Origin of the sequence: Enterococcus avium (assembly GCF_002891025.1) — a bacterium.
GTDB classification, from domain to species: Bacteria; Bacillota; Bacilli; order Lactobacillales; family Enterococcaceae; genus Enterococcus_A; species Enterococcus_A avium.
In genome coordinates, this window is the sequence record NZ_NBSL01000003.1 from 269,344 (window position 1) to 289,923 (window position 20,580).

23 protein-coding genes, 2 pseudogenes and 1 riboswitch are annotated in these 20,580 nt (G+C 39.0%); of the genes and pseudogenes, 10 read left to right on the forward strand and 15 right to left on the reverse strand.

Annotation, left to right across the window (positions count from 1 at the left end; translation table 11 throughout):
* Nucleotides 1-6: 6 nt before the first annotated feature.
* From AUF14_RS16960 to AUF14_RS16970, 3 genes are all read right to left on the reverse strand, one after another.
* Entirely contained in the window at nt 7-1,038 is a 1,032-nt protein-coding gene (locus tag AUF14_RS16960; protein ID WP_102866242.1) for a DUF916 and DUF3324 domain-containing protein, read from the reverse strand.
* Between the two features lie 60 nt (nt 1,039-1,098).
* Nucleotides 1,099-1,779 carry a WxL domain-containing protein gene (locus AUF14_RS16965; protein WP_102866243.1) on the reverse strand — a complete coding sequence of 227 codons (681 nt, stop codon included), beginning with the start codon at nt 1,777-1,779 and terminating at the stop codon, nt 1,099-1,101.
* 448 nt (nt 1,780-2,227) lie between these two features.
* Nucleotides 2,228-3,343, reverse strand: a complete 1,116-nt coding sequence (locus tag AUF14_RS16970; protein WP_102866244.1) for a tyrosine-type recombinase/integrase — start codon at nt 3,341-3,343, stop codon at nt 2,228-2,230.
* Between the two features lie 646 nt (nt 3,344-3,989).
* Between AUF14_RS16970 and AUF14_RS16975 the strand changes: the two genes are divergently transcribed.
* The 3 genes and pseudogenes from AUF14_RS16975 to AUF14_RS23175 form a co-directional block, all read left to right on the forward strand.
* On the forward strand, nt 3,990-4,679 hold the full coding sequence (locus AUF14_RS16975) for a hypothetical protein (RefSeq protein WP_102866245.1): 690 nt from the start codon (nt 3,990-3,992) through the stop codon (nt 4,677-4,679).
* A gap of 364 nt (nt 4,680-5,043) precedes the next feature.
* Nucleotides 5,044-5,190: a hypothetical protein gene (locus AUF14_RS22595; RefSeq protein ID WP_016178966.1), complete on the forward strand. Its 147-nt coding sequence runs from the start codon at nt 5,044-5,046 to the stop codon at nt 5,188-5,190.
* Between the two features lie 18 nt (nt 5,191-5,208).
* A pseudogene (locus AUF14_RS23175) lies at nt 5,209-5,355 on the forward strand (DUF6577 family protein); the annotation flags it as partial.
* 608 nt (nt 5,356-5,963) lie between these two features.
* Here the strand turns inward: AUF14_RS23175 and AUF14_RS16980 are convergent.
* Entirely contained in the window at nt 5,964-6,248 is a 285-nt protein-coding gene (locus AUF14_RS16980) for a Txe/YoeB family addiction module toxin (RefSeq protein ID WP_016178965.1), read from the reverse strand.
* Complete coding sequence (locus AUF14_RS16985; RefSeq protein ID WP_016178964.1) at nt 6,249-6,497, reverse strand: type II toxin-antitoxin system Phd/YefM family antitoxin; 249 nt, start codon at nt 6,495-6,497, stop codon at nt 6,249-6,251.
* Nucleotides 6,498-7,008: 511 nt separating this feature from the next.
* Between AUF14_RS16985 and AUF14_RS16990 the strand changes: the two genes are divergently transcribed.
* The 6 genes from AUF14_RS16990 to AUF14_RS17015 all read left to right on the forward strand — a co-directional run bounded on the left by AUF14_RS16990 (nt 7,009) and on the right by AUF14_RS17015 (nt 10,155).
* Complete coding sequence (locus AUF14_RS16990) at nt 7,009-7,212, forward strand: DUF1659 domain-containing protein (RefSeq protein WP_102866246.1); 204 nt, start codon at nt 7,009-7,011, stop codon at nt 7,210-7,212.
* A 16-nt stretch (nt 7,213-7,228) separates the two neighbouring features.
* Complete coding sequence (locus AUF14_RS16995) at nt 7,229-7,462, forward strand: DUF2922 domain-containing protein (protein WP_102866247.1); 234 nt, start codon at nt 7,229-7,231, stop codon at nt 7,460-7,462.
* 98 nt (nt 7,463-7,560) lie between these two features.
* Nucleotides 7,561-7,944, forward strand: a complete 384-nt coding sequence (locus AUF14_RS17000; protein ID WP_102866248.1) for a hypothetical protein — start codon at nt 7,561-7,563, stop codon at nt 7,942-7,944.
* Between the two features lie 44 nt (nt 7,945-7,988).
* Nucleotides 7,989-8,546 carry a DUF2922 family protein gene (locus AUF14_RS17005; RefSeq protein WP_102866249.1) on the forward strand — a complete coding sequence of 186 codons (558 nt, stop codon included), beginning with the start codon at nt 7,989-7,991 and terminating at the stop codon, nt 8,544-8,546.
* Nucleotides 8,547-8,635: 89 nt separating this feature from the next.
* Nucleotides 8,636-9,067 (forward strand): phage holin family protein, encoded by a 432-nt coding sequence (locus tag AUF14_RS17010; RefSeq protein WP_102866250.1) that lies wholly within the window; start codon nt 8,636-8,638, stop codon nt 9,065-9,067.
* 248 nt (nt 9,068-9,315) lie between these two features.
* Nucleotides 9,316-10,155, forward strand: coding sequence for a MurR/RpiR family transcriptional regulator (locus tag AUF14_RS17015; protein ID WP_102866251.1), 840 nt, complete (start codon nt 9,316-9,318; stop codon nt 10,153-10,155).
* Nucleotides 10,156-10,205: 50 nt separating this feature from the next.
* Here the strand turns inward: AUF14_RS17015 and AUF14_RS17020 are convergent, their stop codons facing one another.
* On the reverse strand, nt 10,206-11,573 hold the full coding sequence (locus AUF14_RS17020; RefSeq protein WP_102866252.1) for a PTS transporter subunit EIIC: 1,368 nt from the start codon (nt 11,571-11,573) through the stop codon (nt 10,206-10,208).
* Nucleotides 11,574-11,791: 218 nt separating this feature from the next.
* Here AUF14_RS17020 and AUF14_RS17025 point away from each other — a divergent pair, with 218 nt between their 5' ends.
* On the forward strand, nt 11,792-13,252 hold the full coding sequence (locus tag AUF14_RS17025) for a glycoside hydrolase family 1 protein (protein ID WP_102866253.1): 1,461 nt from the start codon (nt 11,792-11,794) through the stop codon (nt 13,250-13,252).
* A gap of 228 nt (nt 13,253-13,480) precedes the next feature.
* On the opposite strand, the gene AUF14_RS22885 is transcribed toward AUF14_RS17025, so the two are convergent.
* The 9 genes and pseudogenes from AUF14_RS22885 to AUF14_RS17065 form a co-directional block, all read right to left on the reverse strand.
* Nucleotides 13,481-13,645 (reverse strand): hypothetical protein, encoded by a 165-nt coding sequence (locus tag AUF14_RS22885; protein ID WP_227656375.1) that lies wholly within the window; start codon nt 13,643-13,645, stop codon nt 13,481-13,483.
* Nucleotides 13,646-13,657: 12 nt separating this feature from the next.
* On the reverse strand, nt 13,658-13,816 hold the full coding sequence (locus AUF14_RS22890) for a DUF234 domain-containing protein (protein ID WP_227656435.1): 159 nt from the start codon (nt 13,814-13,816) through the stop codon (nt 13,658-13,660).
* 62 nt (nt 13,817-13,878) lie between these two features.
* Entirely contained in the window at nt 13,879-14,346 is a 468-nt protein-coding gene (gene ribH / locus AUF14_RS17035; RefSeq protein WP_102866254.1) for a 6,7-dimethyl-8-ribityllumazine synthase, read from the reverse strand.
* 18 nt (nt 14,347-14,364) lie between these two features.
* Nucleotides 14,365-15,546 (reverse strand): GTP cyclohydrolase II, encoded by a 1,182-nt coding sequence (ribA, locus tag AUF14_RS17040; RefSeq protein ID WP_102866255.1) that lies wholly within the window; start codon nt 15,544-15,546, stop codon nt 14,365-14,367.
* Complete coding sequence (locus AUF14_RS17045; protein WP_049219715.1) at nt 15,539-16,141, reverse strand: riboflavin synthase; 603 nt, start codon at nt 16,139-16,141, stop codon at nt 15,539-15,541. Before AUF14_RS17045 ends, ribA begins: the two co-directional genes overlap by 8 nt.
* A 3-nt stretch (nt 16,142-16,144) precedes the next feature.
* On the reverse strand, nt 16,145-17,200 hold the full coding sequence (gene ribD / locus AUF14_RS17050) for a bifunctional diaminohydroxyphosphoribosylaminopyrimidine deaminase/5-amino-6-(5-phosphoribosylamino)uracil reductase RibD (protein WP_102866256.1): 1,056 nt from the start codon (nt 17,198-17,200) through the stop codon (nt 16,145-16,147).
* Between the two features lie 232 nt (nt 17,201-17,432).
* Nucleotides 17,433-17,569, reverse strand: a riboswitch (FMN riboswitch).
* Nucleotides 17,570-17,679: 110 nt separating this feature from the next.
* Nucleotides 17,680-17,835: pseudogene (locus AUF14_RS17055) on the reverse strand (family 1 glycosylhydrolase); the annotation flags it as partial.
* A gap of 419 nt (nt 17,836-18,254) precedes the next feature.
* Nucleotides 18,255-19,118, reverse strand: a complete 864-nt coding sequence (locus AUF14_RS17060; protein WP_102866257.1) for a PRD domain-containing protein — start codon at nt 19,116-19,118, stop codon at nt 18,255-18,257.
* Between the two features lie 23 nt (nt 19,119-19,141).
* On the reverse strand, nt 19,142-20,545 hold the full coding sequence (locus tag AUF14_RS17065; RefSeq protein ID WP_102866258.1) for a glycoside hydrolase family 1 protein: 1,404 nt from the start codon (nt 20,543-20,545) through the stop codon (nt 19,142-19,144).
* Between the last annotated feature and the right edge of the window lie 35 nt (nt 20,546-20,580).

Here is a 20,580-nt window from a genome sequence, read left to right on the forward strand (position 1 = left end):
AATAGATCATTCTCCTTTATTCCAACGTTTCCTGCGAGTCAATAGATAACCAATTAAAACAAACCAAAGAATCCCCAAAGCAATGAGCAGATATTTGATCCAATTTGGGATTGTTAAATTGTAGCTTGCTCCTTTATTCACCTTATCGGCTTGCTTCCCAGAAATCTCAAAGGACTCGTCCCATTCCCATATTCCACTAGCAGACACCACCTTGACTTTCGCTTGGTATTTTCCTGCCTGAATCTGTTCAACGCCCCAGTCCATCATTAAACTGAATTTGGAATTTGGCGCCATGCGACCGTTCTCTTTTTTAAGTTCCTTTTTAAAATCGGAATCTCCTTCTTTGGTGATTTTTACATCAAAAATCATCTTCTTATTGATTTGCGGATCAGGATTTTGAAAATTTAAGGCGACCGCTCGTTTTCCGTGATTCAAGGTTGGAAAAATATTGACTAAGTTCAAACGTTTAGCATCTTCATATTTTCCCGCATCCTCTGAAAGCATCATACCGATGCGATAACCATAAGAACTTCCTATACCAGATTTTTTCTTCTCAGTTTTCGTTGAGAATTCTAATGCGCCAAGTTTAATTCCCGCAAAGCTCTTTGTCGGCATTACCTCAATGTCAATTTCTTTAGATTCAAAATTCTCCACAGTGATTTCTGGATTTTTGATTGTAACGTATTTGGAAAGCGGATCAGTAAGCGATGAATCTAATAGATTCTTATTCGAGGTATAGCCAATCTCCGCTAAGCCATTCGTATAAGCATCCGTCAAAGCTGTTCGTACAGTCACTGGCTCTTTTTTCAAACTCGTTACTCGGACCTTGACTGTCTGCGGTTCTTTTGGACGAACTTGAAAATAAAAGAATGACTTTTGCGCATCAATTTGTGTCTCAGGCAAAAGTGCGCGAACCGTGTACCCGACTTCCTCACTGGATTGATTCTTATCTGCCCTTCCTTGAATTGTCCCAACAAACAATTGTAAGAACATGATTCCAAAAATGAAGCATATTTTAAGGTTTCGTCTTTTCCTCACAAAAAATCCTCCTACATGACAAAAGGGCAGGGAGGCTGATTCCCTGCCCTAAATACGATATTAGATAGTATCAGATAATGTCCAAGTGATCGTTCCGTTATAATTTTCCCCACCAACTGCCGCAGCGACATCCGTTGCTGGAACATTCAAGGTCAAGTCATCAACCTGAATAGACCATTTTTTTTGCGCACTTGTTGCCGCAGAAGCAATTTTTACTTCTGTTGCTCCATCCGCTGGTAACGCCGCAACTGGATCAGTCGTGATTGCAGCATCGACTGAACCTTGAGAAGCTGTCAATTCTGGAGAAGAAGTACCAAGATATTCAATCGCGTCTTTATCTGCCAATGTATAAGTAGCGCTCGTCAGTTTTTTCGTCGCTGATGTTTTCAGTTCGCTTGCTTTCATCGTTAATTTCCATTCGCCGCTTGCAGCGGTAGGTCGTCCATCTTGCACAGTTACAAAAGATTTTCCACCAGCTAAATTTACATCCGATTTTTGTGCGATTGCAGGACCAGTTGACCCTGCCACATGACCTTGTTTAAAGTTAAACTTAGTTGGTGCCCACAACAAGGCTAGTGTATCTTGTCCAGGAGGTGTTACTGGAGGAATATGAGTGTCGGTTTTAAATCCGACTGTTGTATCAGTATCTAATGAATCCGCTGAAGCAAATGGTGCCATACCAACAGCCATTCCTCCGACTAATGAGGTCGTAATCAACCCTTTAATTATTTTTTTCTTCATCTCTTGTCTCTCCCTCTTTTTATTTTTTTGAGATATCTATATCGAACAGCCAACGCTATTGATACCAAAAAAACTGAAAAATAATCAAAAAGAAATGGTAGACTTATACAGTACGAGTTATTTTCGGCGGTCTGATCTCTTTCTTGTTTTAAATAAAAAAAAGTAATACTTCATAAGACGCAGAATGACGCATCAAAATGTCCCTGACGGTTTGTTTTGACGGGTGACGTATTTTACAAGCGATCGATTAAATAACATAACAATAGTTATATGTGTGTTCATTCTTAATATTTTCTTAATATTTAGCGTTTCATTCGAATGGTTTCATCCATTTATACTTTACTTATGATTGTTAGCGCTTACTTCGATAAAGCAAAAACGGGTTGTTCCGTCAGAAAAAGATTAAGTTATTTTCATTAAAATTTATGTGAGTTTTAATAATAATTAACTAACTCGCCATAGATTCAATCGCATAAACCGCCGTCACTCGATCTTCCAGCATCGAATCAGAATACACATCCAACGTCATCTTCGTAGAGGCATGTCCTAATAGTGCACTGACAGAAGTAATCCCTACTTTGGCCTCTAAACAACGGGTCGCAAAGGTATGGCGGAGCTGATGAAAATGGATATTCTCTAGTCTTGCTTTTTTCCGCAATTGGTGAAAATGATAGGTTAAGACTCTCGGTTCACACCCTTTATCGCCAATCGAAAAGACAAATTCTGCATCACTCTTTTCCTTCAACCTCTTTAAAAGCTTCCATACTTTTTGGTTCATGGGGATAATGCGATGGGAAGCTGTACTTTTTACCGCATCATAATTAACGATTGTTCTCTGATTGTCACCACTTTTGACGCGATTACAGGTTTGGGTGATGGAAATAATCCCCCTGTTAAAATCAACATCTGTCCATTTTAATGCCGCGATTTCCCCGATCCGCATGCCGGTATTTAACGCCAAAGTTACCGCTTGATCTTTGTCATCATCGCTTTTATCTACTACTTTTAGCAGTGAACGTTGTTGCTCAATCGTTAATGCACGAACCTTTCTCGGAATTCTTTTTGGTAATTGCACCGCCTCACAAGGGTTCTGATAGAGTAGTCCTTGTTTCTTGGCGTCATTGAGAGTTTTCTTCAATAAACAATGAATGATTTGAATACTGTTTGGTGAGAGTTTTTCTTCAATAAAGGTATCGACCACTTGTTGAATGCGTTCAGAAGTGATTTGATAAAGCGGGATGTCGCCAAAGTGAGGAAGTAAGTAGCGAGACAACTTGTAACAATAGTCCGAGTATGTCGAGACTTTTACGGACATACGAATCTCCTTTTTCCACTGAACAATCCATTCATTGTACGTCATCAGACTTTTCCCGTACAGTTCGATCATCCGATTGGCTTGTTGTTTTAACGGAAGCAGTTTATCTCGCACCGTTTGATACGTCTTTCCATATACATAACCGTATTTGAGTCGACCATTACTTTTTCTGCCGATCGCATAGCGGCCTTCCCATCGTCCATCTTTTCTATAATAAATGTTTTCTCCTTTAATTCGTTGCTTGTTCATAAAATAACCACGCTTTCTATCTGGGTTGACGATTATTTCTGACGGGACCTGCAATTATTACTTTTCATTAAACTTTCTAGTAAGTTTCCACCATTAACTAACACCAAATGTTAAATACCTCCTATAATCTTTAAATTATTATTGCAATTCCTTTTATAATATCCTATAATTTGTAATATAAAGTTATTGGAAGACAAATATGAATAGTTTTTTTCTGGTTATTTGTCAGATTTCTTATTTTTATTTAAAACAAGAAAAAAGAATTATTACTTTTTGATTGTATTTCTTACTTTTTTCATTTTCCAGCCTCACATAAAAATGAATCCTACAGACACCCAGAAAACGTCCTTTTCTTGGGTGTTTTCTTTATGGATTCCCTCTCTTAGTTCTTTATCACCTGTTATCAAGCACTTGTTTTTCCAATTATTAAGATTCACTATAAATAACAAATATCATCAAGTATTGTTTACGCATTTAGAGGATATAATACCGCAAATAGAACGTCGATTATCTATGTAAATGTTTACTTAAACTAAATTACTTTAATTTCTAATTGTATTTATCGTTATTTTTGAAAAGAATTTAGCAAAATAGTGTAGTTATTTTTAGGTATACTAGAGGCATTAAGAGTTGAGGAGTGATGCATATGTCAAATGAAGAGTATTATGGGAAAATTTTGTATAACAAACAAATGTCAGAGGATTGGTTATCATTATTGGAGGATGCGCCAGCATTTAATCGCTTTGATTTGAAACCGATTACAGCCCTTTTATCGGCGCCTTGTGATTTGGGAACGCTAGTGCTACGGGAGGAGGAGCATTCCTTTTATGATCGTGGGACTTTAGAGACCTTGCGGAGTTTCTATCAGACTCATCGTTTTTTTGATTATTCGATGACACGGCGATGCTTTAAAGTTATTGACGGTTTTTCTTCTTATAAGGTACCTTTTGTGAACTGGAACTTTGTCTTGTGTCCATTGGAATCACCGGAGAATGGGATATGGGTCAATCCGCTGGAGGTATATCAGACGCAGACCATTCGCGGCATCTGTTTTGCGGAGCTGCGAAACGGCGTGATCATCGAGCTACCTATTCAAAAGCGCAGCTTCATGGATCAAGCTGAAAAGGCGATTTATTCCTTGTGTTATTTACGGCGTGAATATTCCATCACGCTTAATTATAAAGGTGGTCCGCTGGATTATTTTCAATTGCCGGTCACCCCTTTTCTATTGTCATTACGGAATCGTCCCCTTCTCCAGCATTGGATGACGGATCGAGGTGTTTTTCATCAGAGGTATTTAAGTGAGGTATTGAGGAAGCATCAGGAGAAGAATTAATAGAAGAATGAGTGTTTCTATCTCTTTGTTTTAATGGAAGAATAGCGATTAAGACCAAAACGAAAGGATCGTATTGGTCTTATTTGGTTTGGATGAACATCTAGGTTTAATTTTCTTCAGCAACTTATTATTATCGGAGTGAAATTGTTTTATTAGAATCGGTCAATAAGTATTTTCTCAAAAAAGAGCCGTCGCTTTTTGCGTAACTTAATTACGTGATGAAGATTATTATGTTGCACCAGCTTTTGTGAATGGCGTCATTAAAAAAATTAGAGCATTGCTTCTATTATTGTGAGTAGATAGACACCAAATAATTAGGTCTAAATTTGATTATGACCCAATTATTTGGTTAGGAAAATTTACTATGGAAGATGCATTACACGAGAAAGACTTACTATCTTTTTTTAAAGAAAACCCGATTGTAGCTACTCATTTGATTCAGACAAATAATCTCATTGTTGAAATCGACGCTGATGTATTAGATGCGGCATTCTATTTTTTGAAAGAGTAGCATCCCAACACTTTTTTATCTCCAGACCAGAAAATGTATAACTATTACATTTCTCCACAAGAAGAAAATATGATCGTAAATCAATTACACGTAGACGCTTCTTTGAATAAAGTTAACGACAATTTCTATACACCTAAACTTGAAAAATTATTGATTGAAAGTTAGGGCTGCTAACTTAGTTGTTGAGCCTCATGATCAAAATAAAAAAGTACACAGAAAGATCTCTTTATACTCTAAAATCGTATTTTTGATGCAATTTTCACTGATACTACTTGTCATAATCAAATGCCGCCCCTGATACAAATGATTTACTTAATAGGATAAGATCACTGATATCAGATTCTTCTTTATATAAAGATAAGCAAGCTAAATCAAAGTAAAAATTGTAAAAGTTTTCAATGTATTTAGAGTAACGAGCTATTTCATTGCCACTACCCATATTCATCGCGTAGCGGTATGAAATTTTTTTGATCTCAGCTGCTAAAATAGAATGTCTGCCATTGCTTCAGTCTGGAATTAGAATATTTTTGATCTTTAAACCGATCGAGCAAAGTCTACTACTGGAAATACTGACTCGACACACGGGACTAAACGCTCTTTTTGTTAGGAGAAACATCTCTACATCGGAACAATCGACCTTTCAATCGGAACAAGGACTATCTCTAAAATCACGTGCATATGAGCTGATTGATCTATTGCATCGTCTATTCTTTCATCCTGTTTGCCACAAAAAACCGCTTGGGGGTTTCCCTAACGGTTTTTTTCGTGTTTCTCTATTTTGGCATATTATTTTCGTAGTGTGACCAAGCAGAATATACCTTAACTACTTTATTCTTCTTATCAATCGTATAAACAACTCTATGCTTTCCATTGATTCTCATAGAATACATTAGCTTGTTTTTTGGACGTAATTGCTCAAAATTTCTAATTTGAGTATAAGGGTTCTTTTTTAGCGTTTCGATGATTTCTTCATAGTCAGATAGCAGATTTATTTTTTCTAACAGCGGTAAATGCTTTTTTTTAACTTCTTTATGGACTAATACCTTCCAATCGCTCAATTATGCTTCCTCAAAATCATCCTCAGATTCGCTTTCCATAAGGCTAAATACATTATCAAGCGTACCTGTTCTATACAAATATAATTCTTCTTGAATCGCACTCCATTCACGTTTAGACATCATGATTACTCCATCATTTACCCCCTCTTTATTCGTTAAGGTAACTTCAATCTCGCTGTTATCAGTTGCTACGCCCTTCAAAGTTTCAAATAAATTCTTTCTTAAATTCGTTGGTGTGATTACTTCCATGACAAGCCCCTCTTTCCACATGTACGTTATCACGTACATTATAACGTACATCCTTAATTTTATCAAGCTTCTAACTCCTTATAACCGTCAAAATAAGCCTCCATTTGAATTTTTGGAGCCGTCATCTTTTTAAATCACGACACTATTTCTAGACCTTCCTCATTTCAACTTTCTCCTTTATTCATTAAGAAAACCTTAAGCCAAATAAAAATGTTTAGTTTTTTTAGAAGATGTTTCCATTCTACAAACACTATCAAATCAACATTACTTCTCCACGCATAAAACCCAAAATGTGTCAAAGTAGGCAAAATTGCATGAGGCTATGAAAATTGCACCCTTCTTTCATTTTTCACAAAGTAAAAGCCCGTTCTTATGGGATTTAGCTAAAAAATCGAATGAAAACACCTGCAATTTTGACCCCCAAATGTAATTTTGCCGGTTTTGACCGAGTTTGTATTTCACCTTTATCGTTAAGTCACCGGCCGGAACAAAAAAATATTATAACGGAGGAATGAAACAAAAAATCGGCAACAAATTACAAGTACAAATCGACGCAGGTGAAGACAAATTAAGAAAGGTGAATTTCCAAAATGTCATCGACGAACCAACCGAAGAAGCGGTGCTAGAACTTGGCGCCATCCTGACAGAACTTTCACCAGAAGACAGCAACCTAGACGGCGTGATCCTAACCAGCCAATCACGGTATACCAAATAAGGAAGGAGAAAATTAGATGTTTAAACTTGTCGCAACCTTTACAACCAGCTTAGGAAAAAAACAAACCTGGAGCCTGAACAACCCTGATCCCAACAAGACAGCAGGCGAAGTCAAAAGCTTATTGCAACGTCTGACAGGCATCAAGCTTTTCCATAAAGACGGCGCCGATCTCTTCCATACGGTCGAAAGCGCGAAATATGTGGAAACAACTGAAACGATCCTATTTGATAACACACAGGAACAATCGTAGCAACAACATTTGACTAAAAAAACAAAGGAACTTGAGAAGTTGCGGTAGACGTACCGCTCTTCTCTATTACTTTAAAACAAATAAGGAGGATAAGATCCATGAATGAACCACTTTTAACGCACCAACAGATTTTTACACTGAAACCCGAGACACTTGAGGCACGAATCATGACCTATTATCAAGAAACCCAGAACAGCAGCTTAACGATCAAATATATTATGGCTTTACGCATCCGTTTTAGACTTGGTGCGCAGGAGTTCGCGAACATTCTTAGCGATCTTGTCCGCTATTTGTTTATGAACACCAAAGCAACACGTACCATGAAGCGCTTCTTTTATTATTTTCAGGATTACTTTGCGGCGCCTGAATGGAAACGGCTGACGATGAGGGTCTTCCCTTTGAGAAATTTTGGCAAGAAAGTCTTGTCTGTCGCTCGTTCATTGGTTTCATTTGTACGACCTGAAGAAAATACGGAGCCTTGAAAAAATCAAAGCCTACGTAGAAAGAATGAAAGGAGAAATGAAAAATGATTACTGAGTCTACAAAATTGGTCACAACTTTTTTTAACAGTGACCGAAAGAAACACAACTGGACCTATCAGGACGTGGATACGAGCTTGTCGGCTGAAGAAATCAAAGAAGCTTGCGAACTATTAACGACCTTAGACCTTTTTGAACAAGACGGCGTAAAACTATTTGATTCTGTTGTCACGGCAAAGTTTGTCTCTACGAAGGTAACCACGCTGTTTGACCTGAAAAACGAGATTGATGTGGATCAAACTGAACCGTTTTATGAAGCGACCTGTGAAGAGGTTGGCTGTTTTGAAGTGTCAGAAAAACAGGAGGAATCCGAACACGTGCCGCTCCAGATTCCTGTGGCGATTGTGCCATTTAGTAAAACACAATTATCGTTAGAAACGAATGAACCCGTCGCACATCCAGCAACTGTAGCCGCACCTGTCAAACGATCGACTGAACAGCCAACAAGGAAAGAAGCAAAAGACAAAAAAGGCCTGCTCCAACGAATGTTCAGGCGAAAACAGCGGAATAAAGACGACCCAGCGAATCATGAATCTAGTAGTTAGATTGCTCCATTCTATTTCGCGTAGGACAAATGACACCTACTGTTACGATCGTAGGTGTTGATTAAATCAAATGAAAGAAGGAATTTGAAATGACTGTTTTAACAATTTTATCAGGAGGAACGTTCGTCCACTATTTATTTGGCGGAAGTGTCCCGATCATGGGTGTATTTTTGACGATGGTTGGCTTAGACCTTTTTACTGGCTACGCTAAAGCACTGAAAAGCCATACGTGGGTTTCCTCTATCAATCTATACGGACTATTTACCAAGTTCATCACGTTTTCAACCATTATTTGCGCCGCAGCATTAGAAAAACTCGCTCCTGTTGTTGGCATCGCACTGCCTATCAATGTCGCCTTGATTTGGACTGCTCTTCTGATTCTGTACGAGATCGGTTCGATCTTAGAAAATGCCCATGCCTTTGGTCTAAAAATCGCATGGCTTCAGAAATGGCTGCGAGTTTTTGAACGGGATGTCGGGGATTTTCCTGCTAAGGATGATCAAGAGAACAATGTACAATAAAAAAGAGAAGCCAATTGCAAGTGCTGAAGTGGACTTGTAATTGGGTTGTCTTTGCGTGGGGAAATATAGTCTGGCTTGAATGATAAATAATGTGCAAAATCCGTCAGTTGTTGGTCTGATATAATTTCCCCTTCTTGTAACATGACAACACTCTTTCCACCTGCTCGTATTTCCTCCCATTTATTTCTCAGAAAAACAAAAATAAATGATAAAATGATAGCAGAATACTTTTTGGAAAGGGAAATAAAATGTCAGTTGAAAGATATGGAACGTTTTTACTATTACTGAGGCTGTACAATGAATCGCCGACAAACTCAACGGAGAAAATACTATCAAAATATTTTCTGAAGCGATTTGATGATATAAAAAGCATCAATATTTACGATGTTTCTGCGGATTGTCACGTCTCAAGAGCCACTGTTCGGCGTTTTTTCTCAAAACTGGATCATGAGAGTTTTTTGGATTTCAAAAATGAGTTTACGATCCCATACGATATCAGTATGTTTGAAAAGGAACTAGATAGAAAAGACTACGTAAAAGAACACATTCAGCAAATAAATGAGATTCAGAAATTCTTTTTGAATAATAACTCTAAGATTCTTGAGAAAATTAGAACATTGGCGAAAGTCATGCATAATGCTAAAAATATTTACTGGCTTACCTCTACTTCAACAACACGAATGGTAGAGGATATGCAAATGCAATTTTTGAGATTTAACTCTTTTTGGGATATCATCATCAATTACAAGAAGGATAGCGACATACAAATAGAAGAAAATGATGTAGTCATCGTCCTATCCTCCAGCAGTGTCATGGCGCATTCGATTGTTACAGATCTGGAAGAAATGACGTGTCCGATCTATCTTGTTACTTTGAATAATCAATATACTCACTCAGTCTTTACCGACATTATCCGATTAACAGACAGCACTCTTTACAATTTTACGGATCAAATTTCAAATGAAACGGTCAAGGAAGAGGTCGTAAACAGAAGATACGCGACAAATTTGTTCTTTGACTTTTTATACTATGAATACGCAAATATCGATAAGGAAGAAAAACACACACACAAAGAAGCTGATGGATAGTTTTATCACCCAGCTTCTTTTTGTGTGTTTTGAAATTAAGTGGTCATATCTTATGCTTTGCTCAATTTTCTTCTTTTTAAAAAAATCGTTGCCAAAAATCCTGCAGCTCCTGATACGACAATGACTAAAATGCCTGCGTACATATTCGATAGACCCGTATATGGAGCCTTCGAGATAACCATTGTTGCTAATCCGGGTAAGCCTGAAACAATTGAGTTTTGTGCCAAATTCGTTATACCTGCCACTACCCCTCCAATAGCTCCTCCGATCATCGAGCCGTATAATGCCTGTTTATCATTGATTAGCACTCCGAATAAGGATGGTTCTGAAATACCCATAAGACCAGTCACTCCGGCTGACAGCTGTGTCCCTTTTTTCGTCGCATCTTTTTCAAGATAAGCGACAGCCAAAGTGGCCATAGCAATCGCGATATTGGTACCAAGCATCGCAGGAATAAGGAATGTATCATACCCTTGAGCAGCGAGAGAAGTAACCATGATCGGAACCAGCGCTTTGTTTGTTCCAGTAAGTACCGTAAAGCCAAATAGTGCACCAACTAATCCCAGAGCCAGCCAACCAATTTTATCATGAATAAATACAAATCCAGCAGTCATCCAATTTCCTAAAATGACTCCTAAAGGTCCTACTAACAGCAACGTAGCAAGTGTTCCGACTGTAATGACAATTAATGGAATCAAGACCTCTTTAAAATAGCTTGGAATTCTTTTATAAATAAGTTTATGCGTTTGAGCCATTATAATCACGCCCAATAACACCGGAAGCGCGGTATAAGAATACGTGGTTGCGACAATGGGCAGACCAAAAAGACTCAGACCTTCTACTCCGTTAATTCCTTCATTTAGTAATACCGCCCCTAAAAATATGCCGTAAACAGGATTGATATTCAGTTGCTTCGCACTTCCATAACCGACATAGAGCGGAAGGAAAAAGAAACCCGTAGATGCGATTGCATTGATCAATTCGTAGGTAGGTGACTCTGCTGATAAACTAGTCGCAAGAATGATAATATTAAGAATTGCAGATATTAGTCCCACAGCAACCACGATTGGCATCGTAGGTAAAAATGCGGCGGCTAAAAAGCTCAGCGCTCTAGAAAATGGTCCTTCTTTACTTTTGGTAGAATCTTCTTCTTTACTTTTAGTTGTAGAAATTTTTGACTCATATAATTGATTAAACGTATCGTAGACTCCTTGGACATTCGGGCCAAAAATAATTTGCAGCGTATCACCCTGTTTGACGACACCTAAGACCCCTTCAATTTGTTCAACCTTTTCTGTGTCGATCTGGTCGATATTTCTGACATTCACTCTGAGTCTGGTTGCGCAGTGTGTGATGTTACGAATGTTTTCGATCTTAATAACATCCAGTAACGCCTGAGAAACTGATTGGTAATTCATATTTTTCCTCCTTCATACTATTTGTCGAAAGTTACACAAACGATTTCTATAAAGAACAATTTCTTTATACTAACAGCATACTTTCTTTTCATTTCTGTCGGGGGACAAAATATGCACCCTGCTTTATACAGGGGACAACATTTGCACCCTAGCCCAATTTCCATTGATTATAACATTCCCTTGTCTTAAGATTAAAATAACGATAAGGAGGTAAAAATATGGCAAAAGATACTTTTTTCCCTGAACATTTTTTATGGGGTGGGGCTATCGCCGCAAATCAATCAGAAGGTTCTTGGGACAAGGATGGGCGCGGTTCATCGGTAGCAGATACTGCTCCATACTATGAAAATCAAGATTACGCTAAATATGCTGCTTTCGATGAATTATCAATTGAGGAAATAGAAAAAAGATTAGCCGATAAAAAGGATATTTATCCTAAGAGATGGGGCATTCATTTCTATGAGAGGTACGAAGAGGATATTGCTTTATTTGCTGAAATGGGGTTTAAAGCGCTAAGGATGTCTATTTCTTGGTCAAGGATATTCCCTAAAGGTGATGAAAAAGAGCCGAACAAAGCCGGTTTGGATTTTTATCATCGCGTATTCCGAACGTTAAAACAGTATGATATTGAACCAATCGTTACTCTTTCCCACTATGAAACACCTGCATATCTTGCTACGAAGTATGGAGGTTGGATCAATCGAAAAATGCTGACGTTTTTCTCTCATTATTGTGAGACAGTCATATCTGAGTTCAAAGATTCGGTCAAGTATTGGATGGCCTTTAATGAAATAAATGTGATTGATCATAGTTTTTATGTAGGCGGCGCTGTTCCAACGGACTATATAAAGGACGAAAAAACGGATAAATACCAAGTGATTCACCACCTTTTTATGGCCAGTGCAATGGCTAAAAAAATACTAAAAGATATTTCTCCAAATGCACAAATGGGGGGCATGTTAGCGCGCCGAGAAGGATACGCAGCGTCCTGTGATCCACTTGACGTCCTGGAATCAATCAAGGACGATCAGAAAAATCTTTTTTATTCTGATGTCTTAGTGAGAGGTTATTATCCAAGCTACATAAAAGCCTTCTTTAAAGAAAATGATATTAATCTTATTATGGAAGATACAGATGAGACGCTACTGAAGGAAAACACTATCGACTACCTTTCCTTCAGCTACTACATGACTGTTCTTTCTAAACATAAAATTGATGAAGATACTGAACTCACAACAGGCAACTTGGTGAATGGTGTTAAGAACCCTTATCTTGAAAGCAACGAATGGGGATGGCAAATTGACCCAGTCGGACTTCGGATCACACTGGAAAAGCTTTATGATAGATACCAACTTCCACTATTCGTCGCAGAAAACGGTATCGGACTTCAAGAGCACTCTGATGGGACTACCGAGATTGAGGATACTCAAAGAATTGATTACTTACGCAGTCATATTAATGAAATGGGAAAGGCTATTAAAAACGGTGTGGATTTAATCGGATATACCGTTTGGGGACCGATTGATATTATTAGTATGTCTACCTCAGAGATTTCCAAACGCTATGGCTTCATTTATGTAGATGCTGACAATTTCGGAAATGGAACGTTCAACCGATATAAGAAAAAGAGCTTCAATTGGTATAAACAAGTGATTGCATCAAATGGCGAAGAAATTTAATTTGTAAAGCTTTCAAGTTGAATCTTATTTGAAAAATGGGAGAAAAAGAGTTAAAGTGTTAGTTTATATCAAACAATTGGTGAACATCGGAACTCACCTTATAAGCTCCAGAAACGACGGACACTCGTCAATTTCTGGAGCTTTTGGAGTCTCCTATACTAGGCAACAACCTATTCTAAGAAACAACGATGACTTATAAAAATCACCAACCTCTTGTATTCATCCCATTCAATGAAGCGCAATGATCTTCTGATCAAACAAATCATCAATCGTCACTAATACGAGGTTTTCGTGGATTTTTTCTAGTTCACGTGCTTGCTCTGGATAAGGCGCTTTTGAGAAAAAATAGAAGTAATACTCATCGTATCCTGGTAAATAGGATGCATGTCTCATTAATTTTTTAATTTATTTCACCGTCTTCAATTGATTGCGCCATTTGCATTCACCAATCAAAATTTTTTGCTCTTTCTTGTTCTCCATTACAATATCAAATTCACGTTCATCAGAATCCCCTTTTTGCTTCTTCCCTCGCCATGAACCTGTACGTTTAGGAAAGAAAAGAATTTACGCTTTCCTATTATTATTGTTCCACGAGGACGATTTTCGTTCAAAATGACTATGTGCTGTTAACCAAAGAGTTTTTGATTCAACGTCACCATCTCAATCAAGCCCTGCGCTGCTTCCGCTCCTTTATTCCCGGCTTTGGTCCCAGCTCTTTCGATAGCCTGCTCAATCGTTTCTGTGGTCAATACGCCAAACATCACGGGAATCTCTGACTCTAGACCAATATGGGCCACCCCTTTTGCGACTTCATTACTAACCAGTTCATAATGGGTGGTGGCTCCGCGAATCACCGCGCCTAAGGTGATCAAACCGCTGTATTTTCCACTTGCTACTAATTTTTTTGTGATAAAGGGAATCTCAAAGGCTCCTGGTACCCAATAGACATCAATATCTTCTTCCTTTACACCATGCCGCAGCAAATTATCCATCGCTCCGCTTAATAGTTTAGAAGTAATAAATTCGTTAAAGCGTGCAACAACGATTCCTACCTTGATTTCTTGACCGTCAAATGTTCCTTCAAATTGTGGCATTCTTTTTCTCTCCCTTTCTTAAATCGATAATAAATGATGAAATTTTTGTTTTTTCGTTTTTAAGTACGCGCTGTTTTCCTTTAAAGGGGCTGTTTCTAATGGAACCCGTTGGTGAACGTGGATGCCTCGTTCTTCTAGTTCTTTCACCTTCTCCGGATTATTGGTTAACAAGCGAATCTCCTTGATACCATAAGAAGCTAATATTTCTGCAGCAAATTGATACTCCCGTTCATCGGGTTCAAAACCGAGTTCGACATTGGCTTCATAGGTATCTAGACCTTGTTCCTGAAGCTGGTAGGCGCGCAGCTTATTCTTCAAGCCAATGCCTCTTCCTTCCTGTCGCAAATAGAGGATCGCGCCGATTCCTTCTGCTTCAATCATGCGCATCGCTTCATGGAGCTGCTCACCACAATCACAGCGATGAGAGCCAAAGACATCTCCGGTTAGACATTCCGAATGAAGCCGCACCAGCAATGGCTGTTCTGAGTTTGAAATATCACCCTTTGAAAGAAGCAAATGCTCTCGCTGTTGTCCATCCTCAAACAATGTTAATTCAAAGGACCCGTATTCAGTTGGAAGCTGAACCGTCGTCCTGCCTTGTGCTGTCAGATAGAGCGTTAGTTCTTCCACTGTGATCATTGGCAGCTGCCATTCTGCTGCTAGTTTTTCCAGCTGTGGACGGCGGGCCATAGAGCCATCGGCATTTAAAATCTCACAAATATAGGCCGCTTCACTTTGATTCGTCATTTTCGCCAAGTCTAACGCGGCTTCAGTATGTCCTCTTCGCACAAGCACGCCTCCAGCTTTCCCAATCAGAGGGAAAATATGCCCCGGTTTGTTAAAATCTGTTCCTTTTGCCTGGGGATCGGCTAGTGCTTTGATTGTTTTTGCTCGTTCATCCGCTGAAATCCCAGTTGTCGTTGACTGATGATCAACACTTACGGTAAAGGCTGTCCCGAAGCTGTCGGTATTTCTTTCGACCATCTCAGAAAGCTGCAATCGTTGAGCAATTTTTTCGGAGATCGGTGCACAGATCAATCCTCGAGCATGTTTTGTCATGAAGTTGACCGTTTCAGTAGTCGCTAGATTTGCAATTCCTACTAAATCTCCTTCTGCTTCACGATCGTCATCATCTGCTACAATCACAAGTTGACCCTTTTTTAACTGTTCAATGGCGGCTTCGATTTTTTCTCTATTCATACGACGTGTCCTTTCTTTGGGCTTTGACATATTTTCCTAACAAATCCGTTTCAATATTGACCAATTCTCCTCGCTGTAAACTCCCCAAATTGGTTTGATCCTTCGAGTGGGGAATCAGGCTCACAGAAAACAGGCGATTCGTGGCTTCTGTTACGGTCAGGCTTACACCATTAATTGCTATCGAGCCTTGAGAAATAATTTCACCAGTCAATTCTCTTGGGTAGTCAAACGTTAAAATCAAGGCATTTTCTAACACTCTTTTTTCGACTAAGCGGGTCGTTGTGTCGATGTGTCCAGCGACAAAATGACCTTCAATTCGACCGTTGAAGGCTAACGCACGTTCCAAATTTACTTCGTCAGAAACTTTTGCCTTTGAAAAAGACGTTCGTTGATACGTTTCTGGCATAATTTCAACCGTAAATTCCTGCTCTGATTTTTTGACAGCGGTCAAGCACACACCATTGATCGCCATACTATCGCCAATCTGATAATCTGCTAGTAGTTTTTTAGACGCTCGGCAGGTTAACAGAATGGTCCTTCCACGAGGAATGATTCGTGTCAGTTTGCCCTTTTCCTGAATAAGTCCTGTAAACATCTGCTACACTCTCCTTCCGGCGATTCGAATGTCTGATCCCAATTGTTCAATTGATATGTCGCTTAGTGCAGTCACCTGCTCCACTAAGCGTGTGCCGGTAAAACTAGCTGTGCCATTCCCGCCGATAATTTTCGGCGCAAGATAGGTAACCAGCTCATCCCAATAGCCGCTTGCTAAAAAGGCATCATGGATAGCAGCACCGCCTTCAACATAAAGGGATTGAAGGTTTCTTTTGGTTAATTCTGTCACAACAAAAGACAGGGAAAGAGCCTGATTTCGAATGACTTCGACATGCTCAGGCAGAGGAATCTCTTCATCCCTTTCGGTGAAAATGAGCACCGGACTGCTGTCAGCTTGAAAAAGTGCGAGTTCCTTATGGGCCAATACTTCTCCTTTTCGATCCAAGACCACTCGGTAAGGAGGAAATTTATCTTCGTCGGTCGTTCCTAAGGTTGGATTGTCGATCAAAGCGGTTTGACTTCCAATCAAAATCGCTTGATAATCCCCCCGTTCTTTACGAACTCGTTCCCATGCTTCTTCTCCTGTTAAGGGTGTTCTTTGACCAGCTAACGCAATTTTCCCATCTAAGGTCATGGCCTGCTTCAACGTGATAAACGGCCGTTGCTGCTCATGATAAAAATTGTAATGACGATTCAGACTTCGAACCTCCTCCTCTAAAACCCCTGTAACCACCTCAAGCCCTTGCTCTTCTAAATACTGTTTTCCCTTTCCTGCCACGAGGGGATTCGGATCAAGTTGTCCGATGACTACCCGTTTGATCCCACTTTCTAGAATTGCTTGGGTACATGGCGGCTGCTTGCCATAGTGATGACACGGTTCCAGCGTGACATAGAGTGTTGAATTTAATAGTTTTTCGGGAGTTTCACATGATGTCAGCGCATTTTTTTCAGCATGAGGCTGACTATAAGCTAAGTGCGCGCCTTTTGCGATCACCTGATCATCTTTGACAATCACTGCGCCAACTAAGGGGTTCGTAAAGGTTTTGCCTTTGCCCTTTAACGCTTCCTTGATCGCAAGCCGCATAAATTTTTCATGCATACCAATTCCTCCTTTCCAAACAGCTATTTCGCTTTATCGTATTATTTTTTTCAAAAAACGGGAAAAATAATTCTATTCTCGTTACGCATAGCATTTTTCTAACCTGCTGAAGCAGGAAGAAAAACTGCCAAAAAAAAGACCTCGTGTAAGCACATACACGAGGCCGTAACAGATAAACTCAAAGAAACCATAATGAAAAAAGGATAGACCTTCCCCATCATATTTCAGATAAGTTTTTCTTCTCCCATCCAGACTTTAACTGTCGGTTCCAGACTCACACTGGATCAACCGCAAAAAATGCGGGTCACGGACTTCAAGGCACGCCTTGTCACCGTCGGTCGGGAATTACACCCTGCCCCGAAGAATACTATTCAATTCACGAAAAATACTACTATTCTTTTTTTGAATCGTCAACAGAATAATTTTAAAATAACAAAAAACATCAATTATAATCTCTAGAAAAACAGATCATTAAACCGTTATTTTAAATTCTCTCCGTTACTTGCTATCACCTGCTTATACCAGTCAAATGATTTCTTCTTGCTGCGTTTTAACGATCCCCTTCCTTGGTCATCACGATCCACATAAATAAACCCATAGCGTTTACTCATTTCACCAGTTCCCGCAGAAATTAACCTTTGCTTCCAAGTCAACTATTCTAAGTTCCTTAGCAGATACAATGAACTATCTTAAGAAGACGGATTGCAATGAGATTTATGATCTAATTGACCGTTGTGAGAAAATGTATATCATTAGCCGTTAGTGCGTAATATTTATTCCATTCAGAATAATTCTATTCAAGATTATTCTATATGGAATTATCTTTAGTATTTCATTTGATTGTCGTTTCCTAAGTGCCAACCTACAAGAGCTAAAACTTTGCAATATGAACTGACTCTGTTGGGGAAGATCATTTACTTGACGGAAATGTTTCACTATAAAAATACAGAAAATCGTGATTCAACTACCACTTCCGATAGTTGAACCACGATTAATTTGTTTCTCTGATCTAGAATTGATCAACGATTTTTCCCAAACAATCCATTTAGTTATTTCAAATACTTTTTTCCCTTTCTCGTTCCTGTTCCTCCACAATTCGATGAAGATGGACGAGTAAATAGATTTTCTCTTGTTTTGTGATATCCAAGCCGTATTCCTTAGAGATAAAAATTTCAAAGGCTCTGATAATAGCAACTTCTTTGGTCATTTTTACGGCTAACGTTTGGTACAGCTCTTCCTTATCCTCATCAGGAAAGAGATTTCCCTCATAGACTCGTTCACTGAAATAGTTTAGATGGGTCAAAAAGCGAGAATAAGTAAAGGTATCACGGTTTATTTTTCCGCCTACGATTCTTTGAACGATTTTTTCAAAATTATTCATCAGTTTGGTAATACTCTGATCTCTCTGATGGGAGGAAGATTCCAGCTTGGCGTTAACAAAATGAAGTCCAATGGCTGTAGCTTCACTATCTGGTAGTTGAATTTGAAGCTCTTTGTTTATTAAATCCACTGCATACCTGCCGATACGATATTCATTTTTGTGGTAGAGCATCACATCAGGATAATTGAAGTTTTCACCTACGTTTCCCTCCTTGAGACGCTTTACGACAAATGAGATATGATCGGATAAAGACAAATAGAGGTAGTCTTTTACCTCTATTTGATAGCTGGTAGCGGCATGATCGATAATCTTTTTCACCAAGTTTATATAGGTATCATCCAGGGTGCTGGCTAATTGAACAAAGTTGGTTAGCATTTTGTTATCTGTTAAAATAAACACCTTTTCGATTTCATCGTCTTGTATTTCATGACCGATCGCTTTGTTATACCCAATGCCCTTTCCCATTAAAATGCATTCAGTCCCTGCTTCATCTAAGGCTAAAACGAGAGAATTATTCATCACTTTTAGCACCTGCATTGGCTCACCGCCTTATCTTTTCTCTAATCTGTCAGCCCGTGATTTTGAATCACGTTTTGATACCAATAAAAACTATCCTTAGGAATTCGTCTTAAATCCTTTAAATCGTGATCCGCTCTATTTACATAAATAAATCCATAACGCTTCTTAAAGCCTTGATGGGAACTTAATATGTCCATCACTGACCACGGACAATAACCGAATAATTCAACTCCGTCTTGAATCGCATCATAACAAGCTGCAATGTGATCGCGAAGATAATCAATTCGATATTGGTCATGAATTTTTCCATCCTCAGTCAACACATCCGCTGTCCCTAATCCATTTTCAGTAATAATCAACGGTAATCGGAATTGACGATAATACTCATTCAGGACCAGCCGTAACCCCATTGGATCAATTTGTGCACCGTATTCTGTAGCGATTAAATGTTGGTTTTTCTCCACTCGGAAGTATCCATACAGATCAAAATCAACATCTTTTTCCCGGGTTCCGAATGGGTGCGTTTCATCAGCTGGCAAATAGCTAGCTACGAGTGTCCGATAGTAATTCAGCGCAATAAAATCTGGTTTTGCCGCATTAAGAATCGTTTTATCTTCCGGTAGTATAACTGGTGCAATGCCTGCCTTTTCTAAATAAGTTTGATAATAACCAGGATATTGTCCGAAGCAATACATTTCCAACGCATAATTTGTTTTAAAATTATCATTCATTTTAGCTGCCCAAATATCCATCGGCTTGTTGGAAGCCGGATAGGTCATCGTTGATGAAACTGCTGGTCCGATGCTGCTGCCTGGAATCATTTCATGGCAATCATTCGTCGCATGGGCATGAGCCACAAACATGTGATAATCCATTTGCGCCCGAACACGTTCTCGGTCCTCTGGCTTCACATCGTACATATTCATTCGTTCGTCCACGCGAATCATCAAGTTTTGTTCATTATTCACTTGCCAGTGCTTCACTCGATCACCAAACGCTTGGTAGCATACTTGGGCATATCGTCTAAAAGCATCCACACAAGCTCGTGCCTCCCATCCATTATACTTTACAGCAAGCGCATAAGGTAAATCAAAATGATATAAGGTCACAAAAGGAACAATCTCATTTTCAATCAAGCAATCGATGACCTTATTATAGAAGGCTATTCCTCGTTCATTCACTTCACCGTCTCCATCAGGAATAATGCGCGCCCATGAAAGCGAGAAGCGATACGTTTTTAATCCTAATTCTTTCATCAGCTTGATATCTTCTTCATAACGGTGATAAAAATCACTCGCTACTTTTGTGTCCGCCTGTTGAGCAGAACGGGTAAATGAATTGTGGTCAGTAACAGATTCCCCTTTGCCGTCCTCATCCCAAGCTCCTTCTATTTGAAAGGCTGAGGAAGAAGCTCCCCACCAAAAGTTTTCATCAAATTTTTTCATATAATTTTAGCTCCTTCATACTTTTTCAAATACAT

Coding starts and splice junctions, on each gene's coding strand:
- AUF14_RS17010 (WP_102866250.1), top strand. CDS start 8,636: ATGACTGTTTTAACAATTTTATCAGGAGGAACGTTCGTCCACTATTTA.
- AUF14_RS16985 (WP_016178964.1), bottom strand. CDS start 6,497: ATGGAAGTAATCACACCAACGAATTTAAGAAAGAATTTATTTGAAACT.
- AUF14_RS17020 (WP_102866252.1), bottom strand. CDS start 11,573: ATGAATTACCAATCAGTTTCTCAGGCGTTACTGGATGTTATTAAGATC.
- ribD (WP_102866256.1), bottom strand. CDS start 17,200: ATGCATGAAAAATTTATGCGGCTTGCGATCAAGGAAGCGTTAAAGGGC.
- AUF14_RS17065 (WP_102866258.1), bottom strand. CDS start 20,545: ATGAAAAAATTTGATGAAAACTTTTGGTGGGGAGCTTCTTCCTCAGCC.
- AUF14_RS17045 (WP_049219715.1), bottom strand. CDS start 16,141: ATGTTTACAGGACTTATTCAGGAAAAGGGCAAACTGACACGAATCATT.
- AUF14_RS17005 (WP_102866249.1), top strand. CDS start 7,989: ATGATTACTGAGTCTACAAAATTGGTCACAACTTTTTTTAACAGTGAC.
- AUF14_RS16965 (WP_102866243.1), bottom strand. CDS start 1,779: ATGAAGAAAAAAATAATTAAAGGGTTGATTACGACCTCATTAGTCGGA.
- ribA (WP_102866255.1), bottom strand. CDS start 15,546: ATGAATAGAGAAAAAATCGAAGCCGCCATTGAACAGTTAAAAAAGGGT.
- AUF14_RS17025 (WP_102866253.1), top strand. CDS start 11,792: ATGGCAAAAGATACTTTTTTCCCTGAACATTTTTTATGGGGTGGGGCT.
- AUF14_RS22885 (WP_227656375.1), bottom strand. CDS start 13,645: ATGAGACATGCATCCTATTTACCAGGATACGATGAGTATTACTTCTAT.
- AUF14_RS17015 (WP_102866251.1), top strand. CDS start 9,316: ATGTCAGTTGAAAGATATGGAACGTTTTTACTATTACTGAGGCTGTAC.
- AUF14_RS16990 (WP_102866246.1), top strand. CDS start 7,009: ATGAAACAAAAAATCGGCAACAAATTACAAGTACAAATCGACGCAGGT.
- AUF14_RS17000 (WP_102866248.1), top strand. CDS start 7,561: ATGAATGAACCACTTTTAACGCACCAACAGATTTTTACACTGAAACCC.
- AUF14_RS22595 (WP_016178966.1), top strand. CDS start 5,044: ATGGAAGATGCATTACACGAGAAAGACTTACTATCTTTTTTTAAAGAA.
- AUF14_RS16975 (WP_102866245.1), top strand. CDS start 3,990: ATGTCAAATGAAGAGTATTATGGGAAAATTTTGTATAACAAACAAATG.
- AUF14_RS17060 (WP_102866257.1), bottom strand. CDS start 19,118: ATGCAGGTGCTAAAAGTGATGAATAATTCTCTCGTTTTAGCCTTAGAT.
- ribH (WP_102866254.1), bottom strand. CDS start 14,346: ATGCCACAATTTGAAGGAACATTTGACGGTCAAGAAATCAAGGTAGGA.
- AUF14_RS16970 (WP_102866244.1), bottom strand. CDS start 3,343: ATGAACAAGCAACGAATTAAAGGAGAAAACATTTATTATAGAAAAGAT.
- AUF14_RS16995 (WP_102866247.1), top strand. CDS start 7,229: ATGTTTAAACTTGTCGCAACCTTTACAACCAGCTTAGGAAAAAAACAA.